This is a genomic window from Bradyrhizobium sp. BR 10289, from assembly GCF_019455385.1.
Lineage (GTDB): Bacteria > Pseudomonadota > Alphaproteobacteria > Rhizobiales > Xanthobacteraceae > Bradyrhizobium.
This window is the reverse complement of sequence record NZ_JACOFR010000030.1, coordinates 70948-87922: the sequence shown is the minus strand read 5'-3', so window position 1 is coordinate 87922 and position 16975 is coordinate 70948. Positions and strand designations below refer to the sequence as shown.

At 64.7% G+C, this 16975-nt stretch carries 16 protein-coding genes; 11 read left to right on the top strand and 5 right to left on the bottom strand.

Annotation, left to right across the window (positions count from 1 at the left end; translation table 11 throughout):
• The 8 genes from HYH08_RS32965 to HYH08_RS32930 form a co-directional block, all read left to right on the top strand.
• Positions 1-811, top strand: an 811-nt coding sequence (locus tag HYH08_RS32965) for a cupin domain-containing protein (RefSeq protein WP_220013993.1), incomplete at its 5' end; no start/stop codon positions are given.
• A gap of 182 nt (positions 812-993) precedes the next feature.
• Complete coding sequence (locus tag HYH08_RS32960) at positions 994-1998, top strand: Gfo/Idh/MocA family protein (protein WP_220013992.1); 1005 nt, start codon at positions 994-996, stop codon at positions 1996-1998.
• A gap of 40 nt (positions 1999-2038) precedes the next feature.
• On the top strand, positions 2039-3190 hold the full coding sequence (locus HYH08_RS32955; RefSeq protein ID WP_220013991.1) for a DegT/DnrJ/EryC1/StrS family aminotransferase: 1152 nt from the start codon (positions 2039-2041) through the stop codon (positions 3188-3190).
• A 243-nt stretch (positions 3191-3433) separates the two neighbouring features.
• A complete protein-coding gene (gene murJ, locus HYH08_RS32950; RefSeq protein WP_220013990.1) occupies positions 3434-4960 on the top strand; it encodes a murein biosynthesis integral membrane protein MurJ in 1527 nt (508 codons plus the stop codon).
• 263 nt (positions 4961-5223) lie between these two features.
• Positions 5224-5502, top strand: coding sequence for a YjiS-like domain-containing protein (locus tag HYH08_RS32945; protein WP_220013989.1), 279 nt, complete (start codon positions 5224-5226; stop codon positions 5500-5502).
• A gap of 287 nt (positions 5503-5789) precedes the next feature.
• A complete protein-coding gene (locus HYH08_RS32940; protein ID WP_220013988.1) occupies positions 5790-8099 on the top strand; it encodes a xanthine dehydrogenase family protein molybdopterin-binding subunit in 2310 nt (769 codons plus the stop codon).
• Positions 8100-8231: 132 nt separating this feature from the next.
• Positions 8232-8678 carry a c-type cytochrome gene (locus tag HYH08_RS32935; protein WP_220013987.1) on the top strand — a complete coding sequence of 149 codons (447 nt, stop codon included), beginning with the start codon at positions 8232-8234 and terminating at the stop codon, positions 8676-8678.
• Positions 8679-8919: 241 nt separating this feature from the next.
• A complete protein-coding gene (locus tag HYH08_RS32930) occupies positions 8920-10203 on the top strand; it encodes a cystathionine gamma-synthase family protein (protein WP_220013986.1) in 1284 nt (427 codons plus the stop codon).
• A gap of 63 nt (positions 10204-10266) precedes the next feature.
• On the opposite strand, the gene HYH08_RS37760 is transcribed toward HYH08_RS32930, so the two are convergent.
• The gene (locus tag HYH08_RS37760) at positions 10267-10653 is read right to left on the bottom strand and encodes a VF_A0006 family four-cysteine protein (RefSeq protein WP_220013985.1); all 387 of its coding nucleotides are present in this window, start codon (positions 10651-10653) and stop codon (positions 10267-10269) included.
• A 90-nt stretch (positions 10654-10743) separates the two neighbouring features.
• On the opposite strand from HYH08_RS37760, the gene HYH08_RS32920 reads away from it, so the two are divergent.
• Positions 10744-11364 (top strand): class I SAM-dependent methyltransferase, encoded by a 621-nt coding sequence (locus tag HYH08_RS32920; RefSeq protein WP_220013984.1) that lies wholly within the window; start codon positions 10744-10746, stop codon positions 11362-11364.
• 71 nt (positions 11365-11435) lie between these two features.
• On the opposite strand, the gene HYH08_RS32915 is transcribed toward HYH08_RS32920, so the two are convergent.
• The gene (locus HYH08_RS32915; RefSeq protein ID WP_220013983.1) at positions 11436-11852 is read right to left on the bottom strand and encodes a CHRD domain-containing protein; all 417 of its coding nucleotides are present in this window, start codon (positions 11850-11852) and stop codon (positions 11436-11438) included.
• Positions 11853-12007: 155 nt separating this feature from the next.
• Here HYH08_RS32915 and HYH08_RS32910 point away from each other — a divergent pair, with 155 nt between their 5' ends.
• The gene (locus HYH08_RS32910) at positions 12008-12937 is read left to right on the top strand and encodes a c-type cytochrome (protein WP_220013982.1); all 930 of its coding nucleotides are present in this window, start codon (positions 12008-12010) and stop codon (positions 12935-12937) included.
• A 142-nt stretch (positions 12938-13079) separates the two neighbouring features.
• Positions 13080-14711 carry a nucleotidyltransferase family protein gene (locus HYH08_RS32905; protein ID WP_220013981.1) on the top strand — a complete coding sequence of 544 codons (1632 nt, stop codon included), beginning with the start codon at positions 13080-13082 and terminating at the stop codon, positions 14709-14711.
• Here the strand turns inward: HYH08_RS32905 and HYH08_RS32900 are convergent.
• The 3 genes from HYH08_RS32900 to HYH08_RS32890 are packed head-to-tail and all read right to left on the bottom strand — an operon-like array spanning position 14686 to position 16808.
• On the bottom strand, positions 14686-15366 hold the full coding sequence (locus HYH08_RS32900; RefSeq protein WP_220013980.1) for a glycosyltransferase family 2 protein: 681 nt from the start codon (positions 15364-15366) through the stop codon (positions 14686-14688). The two genes, HYH08_RS32905 and HYH08_RS32900, sit on opposite strands and share 26 nt — an antisense overlap.
• A gap of 6 nt (positions 15367-15372) precedes the next feature.
• Complete coding sequence (locus HYH08_RS32895) at positions 15373-16362, bottom strand: hypothetical protein (protein WP_220013979.1); 990 nt, start codon at positions 16360-16362, stop codon at positions 15373-15375.
• Positions 16359-16808: a PqqD family protein gene (locus tag HYH08_RS32890; RefSeq protein WP_220013978.1), complete on the bottom strand. Its 450-nt coding sequence runs from the start codon at positions 16806-16808 to the stop codon at positions 16359-16361. Before HYH08_RS32890 ends, HYH08_RS32895 begins: the two co-directional genes overlap by 4 nt.
• Positions 16809-16975 lie beyond the last annotated feature (167 nt).

Sequence of the window (16975 nt, the reverse complement as noted above, 5' to 3'; positions counted from 1 at the left end):
GGCCAGCGTCCTGCTCGACGAATACCGCAAGGTCGATGCGGCCAGCGTCGAGGCGGTCTCCAGCGCCGTCACCAGTGCCGGCCGCGATCTCGGCTTCGTGACGCTGGAGCCGCAGGCCTTCGGCGCAGCGAAAGCGATCTCGATCGACTATGCCGTGATGGAGAAGACCTCGCGCGCCGCCGTCGTGCCGGTGTCCTGCGGCTGGTCCGACGTCGGCTCCTGGCGCGCGGTGTGGGAATTGTCCGACAAGGATGCGCAGGGCAATGCGGCGCACGGCACCGCCGTGTTCGAGGATTCGCGCAACTGCAACGTCACGACCGATCATGCGCTGGTCGCGCTCGAGGGCGTCGACGATCTCGTCGTGGTCGCGACCGCGGATGCCGTCCTGGTCTCGCGCCAGCAGGATGCCAACGGCCTGAAGCGCCTGGTGACGAAGCTGAAGGAAGTCGCGCCGAAGGTGACCGAGGAGCATCTGAAGGTGCATCGGCCCTGGGGCAGCTATCAGTCCGTCGACAATGGCGAGCGGCATCAGGTCAAGCGCATCGTGGTGAAGCCGGGCGGGCGTCTGTCGCTGCAGAAGCACCATCATCGCGCCGAGCACTGGATCGTGGTTCGCGGCGCCGCCCGCGTCACCGTCAACGAGGCCGTCAAGACCGTGCACGAGAACGAGTCGATCTACATCCCGATGGGCGCGGTGCACCGGATGGAGAATCCCGGCAAGATCATGCTGGAGCTGATCGAGGTCCAGACCGGAAGCTATCTCGGGGAAGACGACATCATCCGGATTGAAGACGACTATCAAAGGTCGTAACCAACAGGCTCCGAATCACGCCTCCGGGCCGAAACAGCGGGATCTTTCAGCCACTTAAGGCCTGGGGACGTGTAACTTTTTGAATCAAATCGTGTCCGGGCCATCAGGCCGGCATTCGCCACAAATGTGGCACCCGTGCTAGAAGCGGCCCGGGGATTTGCGTTGAATCGGGGTTTGCTCAGATGAGTTCCAAAGTGTCTGCACCGGCAAAGGCCGGCCTGCGCGTCGGCGTCATTGGCGCCGGCGTGATGGGCAGCAACCATGCGCGTGTGCTCAGCGGTCTTCCCGGCGTCACCCTTGTCGGCGTGGTCGATCCATCGCCGGTGCACCTGACGCGCACCACCGAGCTTGCGAGCTGCCAGGGCTTCGAGACGCTCGACCAGCTGTTCGCCGCGGGCGTCGATGCGGTCACCATCGCCGCGCCGACCCACCTGCATCACGAGGTCGCGCTCGCCTGCATCGCCAAGAACATCCACGTGCTGGTCGAGAAGCCGATCGCGTCCACGGTCGCGGAAGGCCGCGAGATCGTCACTGCTGCGCAAAAGGCCGGCGTGACGCTGATGGTCGGACATGTCGAACGCTTCAATCCGGCGGTCGCCGCGGTCAAGCAGGCGATTGCGGGCGAGGATATTCTCTCCATCGCGATCACGCGCGTCGGCCCGTTCCCGCCGCGCATGTCCAATGTCGGCGTCGTCATCGATCTCGCCGTGCATGACATCGATCTGATCCGCTGGTTCACCGAATCCGACATCGTCGAGGTGCAGCCGCAATTGTCGAGCGCGGTGGCCGAGCGCGAGGACATCGCGCTGCTGCAGTTCCGCACCGAGAGCGGCGTGCTCGCCCACATCAACACCAACTGGCTGACGCCGTTCAAGGCGCGCAGCGTCACGGTCGCGACGCGCGGCAAATACGTGATGGGCGATCTGCTCACGCGCCAGGTCACCGAGTGCTTCGGCTTCAAGCCCGATGGCAGCTATTCGATGCGGCATCTGCCGGTCGGCCATGACGAGCCGCTGCGCGCCGAACTGATCGCGTTCCTCAAGGCCGTGCGCAACGGCGAGACGCCGGCCGTCACCGGCGATGAAGGCGTCGCCAGCCTGGAGATCGCGACGCAGTGCCTGGAGACGCCGTCGCGTCCCGCGGCGACGGCGCCCGCCCGCAAGGGTCCGCGCCGCGTCGCCGGCTAAAACCCTCTCCATGTCGATCGCTTCAAACCCGCAAGGCGTCATGAATCAGCATCTGCGTTCCGAACCCATTCCCTTCATCGACGTCGCCTCGCAGCGCCGCCGGCTCGGCGCCTCGCTCGATGAGGCCGTCAAGCGCGTGATGGACCATTGCCAGTTCGTCAACGGACCTGAAGTCGCCGAGCTCGAGAAGCAGCTTGCGGCCTATTGCGGCGCCAAGCACGTGATCGGCTGCGCCAGCGGCACCGACGCGATCCTGATGGTGATGATGGCGAAGAATGTCGGGCCCGGCGATGCCGTGTTCTGTCCGTCGTTCACCTTCATCGCGACCGCCTCGCCGGTGGCGCGGACTGGCGCCACGCCGGTTTACGTCGACGTGGATGAAGCCACCTTCAACATGAGCCCGGAATCGCTCAAGCGCGGCATCGCGACCGCCAGGAAAGCTGGCCTCAAGCCCGTCGCGGTCGTTCCGGTCGATCTGTTCGGCCAGCCCGCCGATCACGATGCGATTGCCGAGATCGCCAGGGCCGAAGGCCTGTTCGTGCTCGACGACGCCGCGCAAGGCTTCGGCGCGAGTTACAAGGGCCGCAAGCTCGGCACCTTCGGGCTCGCCACCGCAACCAGCTTCTTCCCGGCAAAGCCACTCGGCTGCTTCGGCGACGGCGGCGCGATCTTCACCGATGACGATGAGCTCGCGGCGACGCTGCGCAGCATCCGCGTTCACGGGCAGGGCGTCGACAAATACGACAACGTCCGCCTCGGCCTCACCGGCCGGATCGATACCATGCAGGCCGCGGTGCTGATCGAGAAGCTGAAGATCTTCGATGACGAGATCGCCGCCCGCAATGGGGTCGCCGAGCGTTACGCGCGCGGGCTGAGCAATGTGGTGACCGTGCCGCGTTTGGCGCCCGGCAACACGTCGGTGTGGGCGCAGTACACCATTCGCCTCCCGAAAGGCACGGACCGCGACGGCTTTGCCGCCGCGCTGAAGGCCCAGGGCGTGCCGACCGCGATCTATTACGGCAAGTCGATGCATCAGCAGACCGCCTACAAGCAGTATCCGGTCGCCGAGGGTGGCCTGCCGGGGTGCGAGGCTCTGTCGCAGGATGTCATCAGCCTGCCGATGCACGCCTATCTGACCGAAGCCGATCAGGAACGAATCATCGCCGCCGTGCAAGGCGCACTGGCGGGGTGATCTTTCTTTCACCTCTCCCGTAGGGAGAGGTCGGATCGCATCGAAGATGCGATCCGGGTGAGGGGTTTCACTCTCACTGGGTGCTGCGGCCCCTCACCCGGATTGCTCAGGCGCGCAATCGCGCGCCATAGCAATCCGACCTCTCCCCGCCGGGGAGAGGTGGGCACCGAGCAAGCCTCTTTTTTGATCCCGCCACCGTTCAGAGACTTATCGGTTGCCCGATAAGCCTCTAGAACAGTCCGCATGCTCGGACGCATCTTCACGGTCGGTGGTTACACGCTGCTCTCGCGGCTGACGGGGTTTGCCCGCGACATCATGCTCGCGGCGATCCTGGGCGCGGGCCCAGTGGCCGACGCCTTTTTCGTGGCCCTACGGCTGCCCAATCATTTCCGCGCGATTTTTGCGGAGGGGGCGTTCAACGCCGCCTGGGTGCCGGCCTACGCCCACGTCCATGGAGAGAAGGGTGAGGGGGCAGCGAGATTGTTCGCCGACCGCATCTTCACGCTGCTCTTGGCCTCTCAAGTCGTGCTGCTGATCGTCGCCTGGTTGTTCATGCCGCAGGCCATGAGCATTCTGGCGCCGGGCTTTTCCGAGGATGCCGAGCAGCGCAAGCTCGCAATCGAGCTGACCCGGATCACCTTTCCCTATCTGCTGCTGATCACGCTGGTGACGCTCTATGGCGGCATGCTCAACGTGATGCAGCGCTTTGCCAGCGCTGCCGCCGCCTCGATCTTCCTCAACGTCGCGATGATGATGACGCTGGCGGTGGCCGTCTGGTTTCCGACCGCAGGCCACGCCGCGGCCTGGGGCGTGCTGATCTCCGGTTTCCTGCAATACTTTCTGCTCGCCGGCGATCTTGCCCGCCACGGCGGTCTGCCGCGCTTCGCGCCGCTCGAGCTGGATGAAGACATCCGCGGCTTCTTCAAGGCGCTTGGCCCTGCGACACTGGGCTCGATGGGCACGCAGGTCGCGCTGTTCGCCGACACCATCATCGCGACATTCCTCCCCGCAGGCGCGCTGTCGGCGCTGTACTACGCCGACCGCCTCAATCAGTTGCCGATCGGCGTGATCGGCATTGCCATCGGCACCGTGCTGCTGCCGGAGATGTCGCGCCGGATCACCGCCAACGATCATGATGGCGCGATGAAGGCGCAGCGCCGCGCTTTCGATTTCACGTTGCTGTTCTCGATTCCGTTCGTCGCGGCCTTCCTCACCGTGCCCGACGAGATCATGCGCGCGCTGTTCGCCCGCGGCGCGTTCTCGAAAGCGGATGCGGTTGCTGCAGGCAGCACGCTCGCCGCCTATGCCATTGGCCTGATCCCGTTCGTGCTGATCCGCAGCGCAGTCGCGACCTTCTATGCGCGCAAGGACACCGCGACGCCGGTGCGGGCTTCGCTGACCGGCATCGCGGTCAACGTGGCGCTCAAGGTCGCGTTGATGGGATCGCTCGCCCAGATCGGCCTCGCGCTCGCGACCGCCGTCGGTGTCTGGACCAATCTGCTGCTGGTGCTGTTTTTCGCCGTGCGACGAGGCTTTCTCGTGCTGGACCGCGCGTGGATGACCTCGCTCGGCAAGTTCCTGCTGACCGGGATCATCCTGGCCGCCGCGTTCTGGCTGATCGCGCGGTTCAGCGGTTCTGTGCTGGGGGCGATGCATTTCAAGGATGAAGCGACGCTGGCTTTGCTGGCCGTCGGCGGCACGATCGTCTACGCGCTCGCGATCCTCGCGTTGTTCGGGCGTCGCTGGCTGGTCTCGCTGGTGCGCGGCTAGCAACGGGACGGAGCGCTCGCCTCCAGGGTGCAACCAACGTCCGCGCATCTCTTGATTTTGCGTGATTGCCGTGCTATTCGCCCGGCATGATCAAATCGCCGCGCAAACTCAACTGCAACCACATGACCCGCTTCGGCTGGGCCGTGGGAGGAGTCGCGCGCTAAGATTCGACGTCGACATCTTTTTCCACCAGGCCCCGCCGGCATCGGACGGGGCCTTTTGTTTGGCCACGCTCCCTGCCGGCACCACAGCAGGAGCGTACGATGCCGCCACAACAGACGACCATTACACCCGGGACAGGGGGCTATGCCGCCGCCAGGCGCAGCATCGACCTCTCCGTCGTCCTGAGCTTGCTCAGGCGATACTGGCGTGTGTTTCGGCGGCGCCGCCAGGGCCAGCTGGTCACCTTGCAGCACCTGAGCGACAGGGAGCTGATGGATATCGGCTTGACGCGCGGCGAGATCGACTACTTCACGCCTGAACGCGCGATCGACACGCTGCGAGATCGCCTCACGGATCCGTGGAGCCGAGGGGTGATGTGAGTGATCAACCATCAGAGATGGACGCGTGCCTTGAGAGCAGCAGTCAGTGGGCTGCTTGTTCTCAAGAGTGCACTGCGAGGTGAGTTCGGCAACTATCGTGCCACTAGTCTAACCGAATTGATCTTCACAGGGAAATGGCCGAGCTGCGGCCGTTCCGTCCGATCCCGCTCTGACGGGTGAGGGCACGGACAATTTTTCGCAAGGCGTCCTGCCTGGCTAAACCCGTTTGCCTTGCCAATTTTTCCACGGCAATATGCGGCAAAACAACCATGGAACGGGATAAGAAAATGGCGGCTCCCATCAAGTTCGGCGTTGGCCAAAGCGTGCTGCGCAAGGAGGACGACGCGCTGATTCGCGGCAAGGGCCGCTATACCGACGATTACGCGCCGCAGGCTGCGCTGCGCTGCCTGGTGCTGCGTTCGCCGCATGCGCATGCCAAATTCACCATCGACGCGAGCCGCGCCCGCGGCTTGCCCGGCGTCGCGCTGATTCTCACCGCCGCCGAGGTTGCCGATCTCGGCGATCTGCCCTGCCTGTTCAATCTCGAGACCGACCCGTTCAAGGGGCCTCCCTATCCGATCCTCGCGAAGGACGAGGTGCGCCATGTCGGCGATTCCGTCGCCTTCGTGGTCGCCGAGACCATCGACCAGGCCCGCGATGCGATCGAGGCGATCGATGTCAAATGGTCGCCGCTGCCGGCGGTCACCGGTGTCGTCAACGCCGTCAAGAAGGGCGCGCCGCAGGTCTGGCCCGACAAGCCGGGTAATGTGCTGTTCGACGTCTCGATCGGGGACAAGGCCGCGACCGAAGCTGCGTTTGCGAAAGCGCATGCGGTGGCCGAGATCTCGATCGTCAATCCGCGTGTGGTCGCGAGCTTCATGGAGACGCGCGCGGCGGTCTGCGAATACGACGCCAAGCGCGATCATCTGACGCTGACGATCGGCAGCCAGGGCAGCCATCGCCTGCGCGACATCCTCTGCCAGAACGTTCTCAAGATCCCCACCGAGAAGGTGCGGGTGATCTGCCCCGACGTCGGGGGTGGCTTTGGCACCAAGCTGTTTCCCTATCGGGAATATGCCCTGCTGGCGGTCGCCGCGCGACAACTGAAGAAGGCGGTGAAATGGGCGGCCGACCGCACTGAGCATTTCATGGGCGACGCGCAGGGCCGCGACAACGTCACCACCGCGAAGATGGCGCTGGCCGAGGACGGCAAGTTCCTCGCGATGGATTGCGACCTGATGGGCGACATGGGCGCGTATCTGTCGACCTTCGGGCCCTATATCCCGCATGGCGGCGCCGGCATGCTGCCGGGCCTCTACGACATCCAAGCCTTCCACTGCCGGGTGCGCACCGTCTTCACCAACAGCGTGCCGGTGGACGCCTATCGCGGCGCGGGTCGGCCCGAGGCGGCCTATGTGATCGAGCGCCTGGTTGACGCCTGCGCGCGAAAGCTCGACATGACGCCGGATGCGATCCGCCGCAAGAATTTCATCCCGCCCAAGGCGCTGCCCTACAAGACGGCGACGGGCAAGGTCTATGATTCCGGCGACTTCGCCGCGCATCTCAAGCGCGCGATGGAAATCGCCGACTGGAAGGAGTTTGGAAAGCGCGCCAAGGCGGCCAAGAAGAATGGCCTGATCCGCGGCATCGGGCTTGCGAGCTATGTCGAGGTCTGCGGCACCATGGGCGAGGAGACCGCCAATGTGCGGATGGACCCCAATGGCGACATCACCGTGCTGATCGGCACCCAGTCGAGCGGGCAGGGTCACCAGACGGCTTACGCGCAGATCGTCGCCGAGCAGTTCGGCGTCGCACCCGAGCGCGTCCACGTGCACCAGGGCGATACCGACATGATCGCCACGGGCCTTGGCACCGGCGGCTCGGCCTCGATCCCGTCGGGTGGCGTCAGTGTCGAGCGCGCCACGCGCGAGCTCGGCGAGAAGCTGAAGGCGATCGCGGCGCAGGCGCTGGAAGCCAGCGCCGGCGACCTCGAGATTACCGACGGCCTCGTGCGCATCGCTGGCACCGACCGTTCGATCTCGTTTGCCGATCTCGCCAAGCGGCCGGGCGCCGATCCGTCGAAGCTGAACGCCAGCGCGACCTTTGCCAGCGCCGACGGCACCTATCCCAACGGCACGCATGTCGCGGAGGTCGAGATTGACCCTGCGACCGGCATCATCAAGATCGTCCACTACGTCATCGTCGACGATTTCGGCAAGACGCTGAACCCGCTGCTGCTCGCGGGCCAGGTGCATGGCGGCGCGATGCAGGGCATCGGCCAGGCGCTGATGGAGCAGGTGGTCTATGGCGCGGGCGACGGCCAGCTCATCACCGCGACCTACATGGACTACGCGCTGCCGCGTGCGGCGGACGGGCCGTCCTTCGTGTTCGAGACCAACAACGTCCCCTGCACCACCAATCCGATGGGGGTGAAGGGGGCGGGCGAAGCCGGCGCGATCGGTTCCTGTCCGGCCGTGGTCAACGCCATCGTCGATGCCCTCTGGCGCGAATACAAGATCGACCATATCGACATGCCGGCGACACCAGAACGTGTTTGGATCGCCATCAACGAGCACCACCGCCGTCACAGCCTGTAAGCGCGAGCTCGATAGAATAATCCGGAGTGCGACGATTGATCGCCGCGCTCCGGATGGAATGAAATCTGCCTAATGGTGTTGGCCTCATGTGGGGTCGGCACGATCCTGTCTCAGCGAAAAGGGATTTTGCGAATGAAGCGAGTGTTGGTTGTCGGGGGCGCGCTGCTGCTCGGCATGGGCACGGTTTGGGCACAGCAGGACTCCGTCAAGGAGGTCCAGGCGCTCATGAAGGGCAACGGCAAGAACGCCGGCGCGATGGCGGCGATGGTCAAGGGCGAGAAGCCCTACGACCAGGCCACCGTCGATAGCGCCCTGGCGCAGTTCGAGGACACCGCCAAGAAGCTGCCGAACCTGTTTCCGGCGAGCGCCAAGGGCATGAAGCCCGAGGGCGATTACTCGGCCTCGCCGAAAGTCTGGGAGGACAAGGCCGGCTTCGATGCCAAGGTCGCGAGCTTCGCCAAGGTCGTCGCCGAGGCCAAGGGCAAGATCAAGGATCTCGATACGCTCAAGGCGGCATTCCCCGCGGTCGGCAAGGAATGCGGCGGCTGCCACGAGACGTTCCGCGTCAAGAACGGCTGACGAAAAGGCTTCGTAGCCCGGATGGAGCGCAAGCGAAATCCGGGAAAGTCCAGTCAAGCTGATCGTCCGCCCCGGATTGCGCTTCGCTCCATCCGGGCTACAGGAATCAAGGTTAGGCGGTTGCGATAGCAATCGCCTCTTTTGTTTGCGCGCATGGCGGCGGAATATTCTGTTTGTCGGTCCTGACGGATTGCTGTCGGAGCAGTTATCTCTGCTCAACCAGGAACCAGCGAGGTGTCCCATGGCAAAACCGTTCCCGTCCAAGACTCACATCGGCAACCATATGCTGCATCCGGAAACCCTGATGCTGACCTATGGCTATGATCCGCAGCTGTCTGAAGGCGCCATCAAGCCGCCGGTGTTCCTGACCTCGACCTTCGTGTTCAAGACCGCCGAGGACGGGCAGGACTTTTTCGATTTCGTCGCGGGCCGGCGCGAGCCGCCGGAGGGGATGGGGGCGGGCCTGGTCTATTCGCGCTTCAACCATCCCAACAGCGAGATCGTCGAGGACAGGCTCGCGATCTACGAGCGCACCGAGAGCTGCGCGCTGTTCTCCTCCGGCATGGCGGCGATCTCGACCACGATCCTGGCATTTGTTCGCCCCGGCGATGTCATCCTGCATTCACAGCCGCTCTATGGCGGCACGGAAACCCTGCTGACGAACACGCTGGCGCGGCTGTCGATCGGCGCGGTCGGCTTCGCCGACGGCATCGATGAAGCCGCGGTCAAACAGGCCGCGGAGGAGGCAATGCACAAGGGCCGGGTCTCGATGATCCTGATCGAGACGCCGGCCAACCCGACCAATGGCCTCGTCGATATCGCCATGATCCGCCGCGTCGCCGACGCCATCGGCAAGGCCCAGGGACACACGCCGATCATCGCCTGCGACAACACGCTGCTGGGCCCGGTGTTTCAGCGCCCGATCGAGCACGGCGCGGACGTTTCCCTGTACTCGCTCACGAAATATGTCGGCGGCCATTCCGACCTGATCGCGGGTGCCGCGCTCGGCGCGAAGGCCGTCATGAAGGGCATCAAGCAGCTGCGCGGCGCGATCGGCACCCAGCTCGATCCGCATTCCTGCTGGATGATCAACCGCTCGCTGGAGACGCTGAGCTTGCGCATGGAAAAGGCCGACGCCAATGCGCGGCTCGTGGCGGCCTATCTGCGCGATCATCCCAAGGTCGAAAAAGTCCACTATCTCGGCCATCATGATGAAGCATCCCCTGCGGGGCGCGTGTTCGCGCGGCAATGCCTCGGGGCGGGCTCGACGTTCTCGTTCGACATCGCCGGCGGCAAGGAAGCCGCCGTGAAATTCCTCAACGCGCTGCAGATCCTCAAGCTCGCGGTGAGCCTCGGCGGCACGGAATCGCTGGCGAGCCTGCCGGCCACCATGACCCATTCCGGCGTTCCCGCCGAGATCCGCCACAAGATCGGCGTGCTCGATTCCACCATACGGCTCTCGATCGGCATCGAGAATCCGTCGGATCTGATCGCCGATCTCGCCCAGGCGCTGAACGCGGCCTGAGTGCGGTCGTTATTTGAGCATGATCTTTTCGGAAAACTGCTTCGCACCGTTCCAGATCATGCTCTAGAGAGGATTGGACGCGCGGCAGGCCGACATGATGGCCGCGGCGGCCTCGTTGCTCTGCGCGCCGGAGAGCTGCCGCACCAGGCAGACGTAATAGCCCTTGCTGGATGCATTCAGCAAGGAATCGCCGTTGATGACGAGCCAGTTGCAGGCGGAGCGGATGTACTGCACGGCGAGGGGCGATCGCGTGTCGCGGATGGCGGACAGCTCGCACTGAGCCTGCCGCTCCATGTCGCTTTGCGGCAACCGGTCCGGAGAACGAAAGAACGTTGCGGCAACGACAATGCCCGCCAGACGATGCGATGATGCGCGAGCAGGCTTCCGGCCGGCCTCTTGGTGCGGTAATTTGCCAGGGAAGGCGGGATAAATCTCGTTGGGAGTGGTCATGTTGCGCCCCTTTGCTATGGAGGCGATCATAAGGCGTCAGGTCGATGGCACAATGGTGGGTGTCGTCGCAGAGCCAAGGTCGCGCCCGTCATGAGCGAGTCCTCACGGCAGGCGCAAATTCGTGCGCGCGTTGTCGAGCTGGCGCGGGCGCAGGACCCCTATGCGCACATCTTTGCAGGCAAGGAGTTTCGGCGCGATTATGTGGCCGGACGCACGATGGTCTGGAGCACGCTGTTCAGCGACATGCGCGATACCACCACGCGAGTGCTGGAGATCGGCTCCAAGGAAGGGCGCTCCGCGTTGTTCTGGCTCGCGTTCTTCGAAAACGCGCATCTCACTTGCGTCGACCTCTTCCCGGAGCAGGATGGCGGGCGGTTCGACCGCAACCTTGCGGGCTATGCTGAGCGCCTGCGCAAGATCGTGGGCACCTCGATCAAGGCGCTCGGCAGCTTGCGCGAAGAGAATGCGGTGTTCGATTTCATCTATGTCGACGGCAGCCACCAGCGCGACGACGTGATGATCGATTGCCTCGGCGCCTGGCGCCTGCTGCGCGAGGGCGGCGTGATGCTGATGGACGACTATACCTGGAAGCCCGACAATCCCGACGCCGAGCGCGTCGCGCCCGCCGTCGACGCCTTCCTCGCCTGGCACGGCGATGCCGAGGTGATCCTTAGGAGTCATCAGGTCGCGGTGCGCAAGCGCCCGAGCTGACGGCCCCGAATCGAAAAGGCCGGCCGCTCCCTCCTGCGCCCGGCCTTTCCGCGATGACGCGGCGTTTTCGCCTACTTCGTCACCTGACCGCGGATCTCGCCGCCCGGATTGGCGGCGGTGTGGATGTTGACGTAGAGCTTGCCGGCGAGCAGGTCGGCCGCCTGCGCGTCGGTCAGCGTCGCCGAGCCCTCGACCGGGCTGTTGGCGGCGCCCGGAATCGGCACCGCGACGCCGGCGTTCTTGCCGGTCTCCGCGGGCCCGTGGAAATGAGCGGCGGTGGCGGGGCCTGATAGCCCGGAATAGGTGAGCTTCCACGACAATTTTTTGCTGGCAGCATCGTAATCCAGGTCGGCCGTTCCCGTCCCGCTGCTGGTCGTGGCGGGCACCTCGGACTTGCCGTCCAGCGTTGCCTTCAGTTTTTCGGCGCTGGCGGGGGCTGCGAAGGTAATGGCGCCGAGCGCGAACACGGCGATGACGATCTTGTTCATGACATTTCTCCCTGGTGGCCTCAAAGGTCTGCCAAACTTCCAACAGCCGCCGTTTCAGTTTATTCCCGTGGCCGCGGGGGACGGCTTAAATTCTTCGTGGCTGGAGCCGCGCGGACATCGGTCATAGGCTCGCCGCAACCGCGTGGATGGATTTGATGTTGCAACGAACAATTTTCGCGGCGCTGCTCGCGGCCGTCGCCGCTCTTGGCGTGTATTGGTGGCTCAGCGCGCCGGTGGTCGCAGCCATCGGCACAGGGCCGGCCCATGTGCCAAACCCTGCCAATGGCGAGGTGATCTTCAATGCCGGCGGCTGCGCGTCCTGCCATGCCGTTCCCGACCAGCCCGATCGCCTCAGGCTGGGTGGCGGCGTCGCGATCAAGTCGCCGTTCGGAACGTTCTACGCGCCCAACATCTCCTCCGATCCGACTGATGGTATCGGCAAATGGAGCGAGGCCGAGTTCGTCAACGCGGTGATGCACGGGGTTTCGCCCGGCGGTCAGCATTATTTCCCGGCCTTTCCCTATACGTCCTATCAACACGCCAGGCGTGAGGACGTGCTCGATCTCTTTGCCTACCTGAAAACGCTGCCGGCCGTGAGCGGCAAGGTGCGTGACCACGACGTCGGCTTTCCGTTCAACATCAGGCGGAATGTCGGCATCTGGAAATTTCTCTTCATGGACGGCAAGCCGTTCGTCGCCGACAGCACCAAATCGCCGCAGTTCAATCGCGGCGCCTATCTCGTCAACAGCTTCGGCCATTGCGCCGAATGCCACAGCCCGCGCAACCCGCTAGGCGGCATTATCTCCAGCGAGCGCTTTGCCGGCGGGCCCAATCCGGAAGGCGAGGGATGGGTGCCCAACATCACGCAGAAGCGCCTCGGCGAATGGAGCGTGAAGGATTTTTCCTATTTCCTGAAGACCGGCGAATTGCCCGACGGCGACAGCGTCGGCGGCGCGATGACGCGCGTGATCAAGAACATTTCGCAATTGCCTGAAGCCGATCTCGCGGCGATGGCGGATTACCTGAAGTCGCTGCCGCCGGTGGATGGCCCGGCGCGACCGACGCGCAAGGAGGGTGGCGCCTGACGCAGGCCCTTTCCAATTGACACGCAGGATGTGCGCCAGCATGTTTTGCTGCCGGTTGGGAATTGGAATTGCGTCACGATGGTGTGTCTGATCTTTGCACGAGCAGTGCCCGTCGTTTCGACGCGTGATTGTGCCGGGCCGGATGTCACGGGCCACGCAGTTCAACCATTTGGTTGAGATGGCGCGCACCGCAAGGCTTCCGATCGTCCTCAGAGGGCGTTTTCTGACGCTTTTCCGAGCGGCGCTCGGACAGGGCCAGACGGGCATCGATGCCTATCGGGCGTGGCGCGCCTCCGAGCCGCTGGAGGCGGCCGACGAGATCGTCTACCGCACCATGCCGCTGCTCCTCGCCACGGTCGACAAGGCCGGCATTGTCGATGCCGACACCAGGAAGATGCGCGGCGTCGTCAAGCATGTCTGGCTGTCGAACGCGACGCGGGTGCGCGATCTCGTCGAGGCCGACAGGGCGCTCGAAGCCGCCGGCATTGCCGCGCTGCTGATCAAGGGCGGCGCGCTGTTTGCGCGCGACGAGAGCTATATGGCGAAGCGCATGACCGGGGATTACGATCTCCTGGTCCGGCGCAGCGAGGCGTCCCGCGCCATCGAGGTGCTGCGACGGGCCTCGTTCCGCAGCCATGGCATGAAGGTCGAGCTGTTCTCGGAGAGCGACTACGACCGCGACATCCATGCCGTCGCGATGTCGCGGGCGGGCTTCGGCCGGGCCATCGACCTGCATTGGCGTGCGATCTTCTGGCTCGACGACGAGAGCTTTACCGAAGAGCTGTTCAGGACCGCCGAGCGGGCGAAGCTGCTGAGCTACGAGGTGCTGATCCCCGGGCTTGCCGAGGAGCTGGCGATCGCGGCGATGCGGCCGGAGCCTGCCGATCAGAAGGAAATGGTGTTTCGCGCGCTCGAGGTTGTCCATGTGCTGGAGAACTACGGCGACAAGGTCGATTGGGATCGCTTCCGCGCGATCGTGACGCGCTACAATGGCAGCCTGTTCGCGGCGCAATTGCTCGACGTGGTCGCACGGGAGATGCCGGCGCTCGTGCCGGATGGTCTGGTCGAGCAGCTCTGGCGCTACGGCCCGCCCGGAAAGTCCGTCGAGATCGGGTTGCGCGCGGTGCCGCCGGCGCACCGCTCGCAATGGCAGCATTTTGCGGTCGCCTTCTTTGCCTCGTTGCGTGCGCAGTTCAAGGCGCCGTTTCGGCTGCTCGACTGGCTGCGCCTGCCCGGTGCCGCCATGGCCGCGTTCGATGCCAGTGTGGTGCATTTTCCGCATCTTCACGATGCGATCCTGAAGCGGGTGTGGCAGCAGGCATCCGCCGCGACCCATCCGCTGCGCGGACGGGAGGTCTGGTTCGGACAAGGGTTTTCCATTCCGGAAGACGAGGGACGGTGGACCGATCACCAATTCGCGGTCATTGACGTGCCGGTCGAGGCACGATCGCAGGCGTTCGCCGCGATCGAGCTGGGGGTCATCCCGTTCCTGCCGCCGGGCACGGACAGCTTTCGCTTTGCGGCCTATACGGGCACGGGCGAGGTGTTCCGGATCGTCGCCGAGCGCGACGATCCGATGCCGTTCAAGCTGATGCTGAAGGCGAAGATCGTCGGCACGGATCGGCGCAAGATCGTCGTCGCGCTGCGGATGCTCGATAGCGGCCGTCCGATGGATATCGGACATTCGATCGACCACCGTCTGCTCGGGCTGTTCGTGACGTCGGTCGCGGTCGACGGCGTGGCGGTGTTCACTCCGGCGGCCGCTGCGCCTTGATGGCCTTGCGCAGCGCCAGCAGCGTCTGCAGATTTTGAGCTTCCGTATTGGTGCGGCCGCCATTGCCGAGATGGAGGCGACGTCTGACGACGGTGTCGTCGACATGGGCGGTCTTCAATCCGCTCTGCTTGGCACGGCCGAGCCAGGCGATGAAGAAGGTCGCGGGCAGCGTTTCGTCGAATGGCCCGATCCGCATCAAGGCGTCGCGGCGGATCAGCATGCACTGCTTCAGCTCGCCGGGCATGATCTCGACCGCCGGGGCGAGGCGTGCACGATGCTCGTCCGGAACGTCGGGGCTGACGAATTGCTGCAGTCTGCCGAAGACGGCTTCGATGCCGGCGTCATGGTCGAGCAGCGCCAATTGCAATTCCAGCTTGCGTGGAGTCCAGAGATCGTCCGCATCGCAGAAGCCGATCAGCTCGCCGCGCGCGAGCGCCAGGCCCTTGTTGACGGCGGCGGCCTGACCGCCGTTGGCCTGGGTGAGCGCGACGATGCGGCCATTGAAGCCGTCGAGAATGCCGCGCGTGCCGTCGGTCGATCCGTCATCGACGACGATGACCTCATCGGGCGGAACGGTCTGGCCGAGCACGCTCTCGATCGCCTCGGCGACGTAGGCCTCGGCGTTATAAGCGGCGATGACCACGGAGACGCGCATGCGGCCTCAGAGCTGGTCGAGCTTGTGAGCGAAGGCGGCCGGAATCTCCATCGGCGCCGTGCCGGTGTCGGCGATGAACACCGGTGCGAGGCCTGCGATCTTCGCGATCTTGGAGGCAATCTCGTTCGGCCATCCCGGCAGCTCGTAGGACGTCGTCGGCAGCAGCGCGCGAAACGCGTCCGACTGTTTCGCCGGTGTGAATTCGGGCGCTGCAGCACCGCGCCGGCGCGGGATGAAGGTCGCGCGCAACTGTCCGCCGCCGATGCGATCGCCGAGATCGGCGAGGCTCAGCTCATGGCGCGGCTCGCCGTTGAAATCCGAGACCGCAATGGTCTTTCCGACGAAGCTTTGAAAGGTCTCGACGAGGGCAGGGCGCAAGCGCGCCGAGCAGAACAGCGGCTCGATCCGGCCGGTCTCGCTGTTGACGGCGACAAAGTCGTCGCCCGCATAAAGCCAGCCGGCTTTGGTACATGCCAGCGCCGCCGTGGTCTTGCCGCTGTGGCCTTCGCCGGCGAGCAGCGTGAAGCCTGCGTCGCTGCCCACCGCGGCGCCATGGACCGCGCACCAGGGCGTGTCGCGCATCAGGGCATGAATCAGCGATATCGCGGGGCGGCTGCGGATCCAGGGCGGCGCATCGCCCTTCGGCAGCCAGGCGATGCCGCGCCTTGCGGTGAGATCGACCGCATAGAGCACGGGAATCATTGCGGGCTGCCACACCGAATAGATGCCGTCCTCGATCAGCAGGCGCGGCTTCTCTGCGGCCTCCGGCACCAGCGCGGAGAGATCGTGGTGACTTGCGGCGATGAAACGCAGGTCAAGATCGGCCGTTTCAGGCTTGCTCTGGATATAGGCCGGCAGGAACATGCCGGCCAGATCCTGCGAGGCAAAGCCGAGGCGCAGGCCGAACGGGCCACAGCGGGCGTGCGCTTCGATCGGCGCCCCCGTCTCGGTGAAAACCGAGGCGATCTCCCGCCGGATGAGATCACTCGCCTTCATTTCGTTTCTGGTGGCTTCTCTTGTGGTTTCTCTTGGGTCTCGCGCAGGGGCCAGCCTTCCTCGCCGGCGTCATGCACGGGATCCATCAGCAAGAGCTCCCGCAGATTGTCGAAGCGCTGGAATTCCGGGGCAGCGAACGCGCCCGACAGCACTGGTGTCCATGTCTCGGCGTGCGCACTGGTATCGCCTTCGGCGATCAGGCCCTCCGTCAGCATGCTGTCGACGAAGGCCTGCACCTGTTGCGTGACGGACGCCACATCGGCGCCGGTCGCCGCGGCGAGGGCGCGACCGATCGCCTCAACCGTTTGGTTGGCCTTCAGGCCCAGCCAGATCTGCGCGGCGCTGCCGTCGAGGTTGTAGTAGACGCCGTTCTGATAGTTGGCGAGCACCACTTCACTATCAAATTGCTGGCTGATCAGCAGCGGCACCGACGTGGTGAGAGCCATGACGTCTCGGTACTCAGTTCAATTTCAACAGCCGGACGCTAGCACAGGCGGCCGGCTTCGCAACCCTGCGGCTTGCGCCAAATGCAGGCAAGCGCGACGCATCGCGCTTTAGATTGTTGGTTGCGCATGATCTTTTTGGAAAGCCGCTGCGCACTTTGCGCTAACGC